This window comes from Bradyrhizobium sp. CFUWI (assembly GCF_056429085.1).
Genome location: NZ_JBWJZE010000240.1, coordinates 1 through 424, shown reverse-complemented (window position 1 = coordinate 424; position 424 = coordinate 1). Strand labels below are relative to the sequence as shown.

The window sequence follows — 424 nt, the reverse complement described above, 5'->3', positions numbered from 1 at the left end:
ATTGCCAGCAGATCGTCACGCTGACGTATCCGCACATCGGCAACTATGGCGTCAACTCCGAGGATGTCGAGGCCGACAAGATCCATGCCGCAGGTCTCATCATCAAGGACCTGCCCCTCCTGGCCAGCAATTTCCGCAGCACCGAGACGCTCTCGCAGTACCTCGCGCGCGGCAATACCGTGGCCATCGCCGACATCGACACCCGCAAGCTGACGCGCCTGCTGCGCGACAAGGGCGCGCAGAACGGCGCCATCCTCGGCCTGGGCGCCGGCGAATCCGTCACGCAGGCGCGCATCGACGAAGCTCTGGCCGCCGCCAAGGCCGCGCCGAGCATGAAGGGCCTGGACCTCGCCAAGGTGGTGAGCACGCAGAGCGCCTATGCCTGGGACCAGACCGAATGGACGCTGGGCGAAGGCTACGGCAC

The 424-nt window shown here is 66.3% G+C and carries 1 protein-coding gene; it reads left to right on the top strand.

Annotation, left to right across the window (positions count from 1 at the left end; genetic code table 11):
- On the top strand, positions 1-424 hold a 424-nt coding region (locus AC066S_RS39615; protein WP_478272032.1), incomplete at both ends, for a carbamoyl-phosphate synthase domain-containing protein.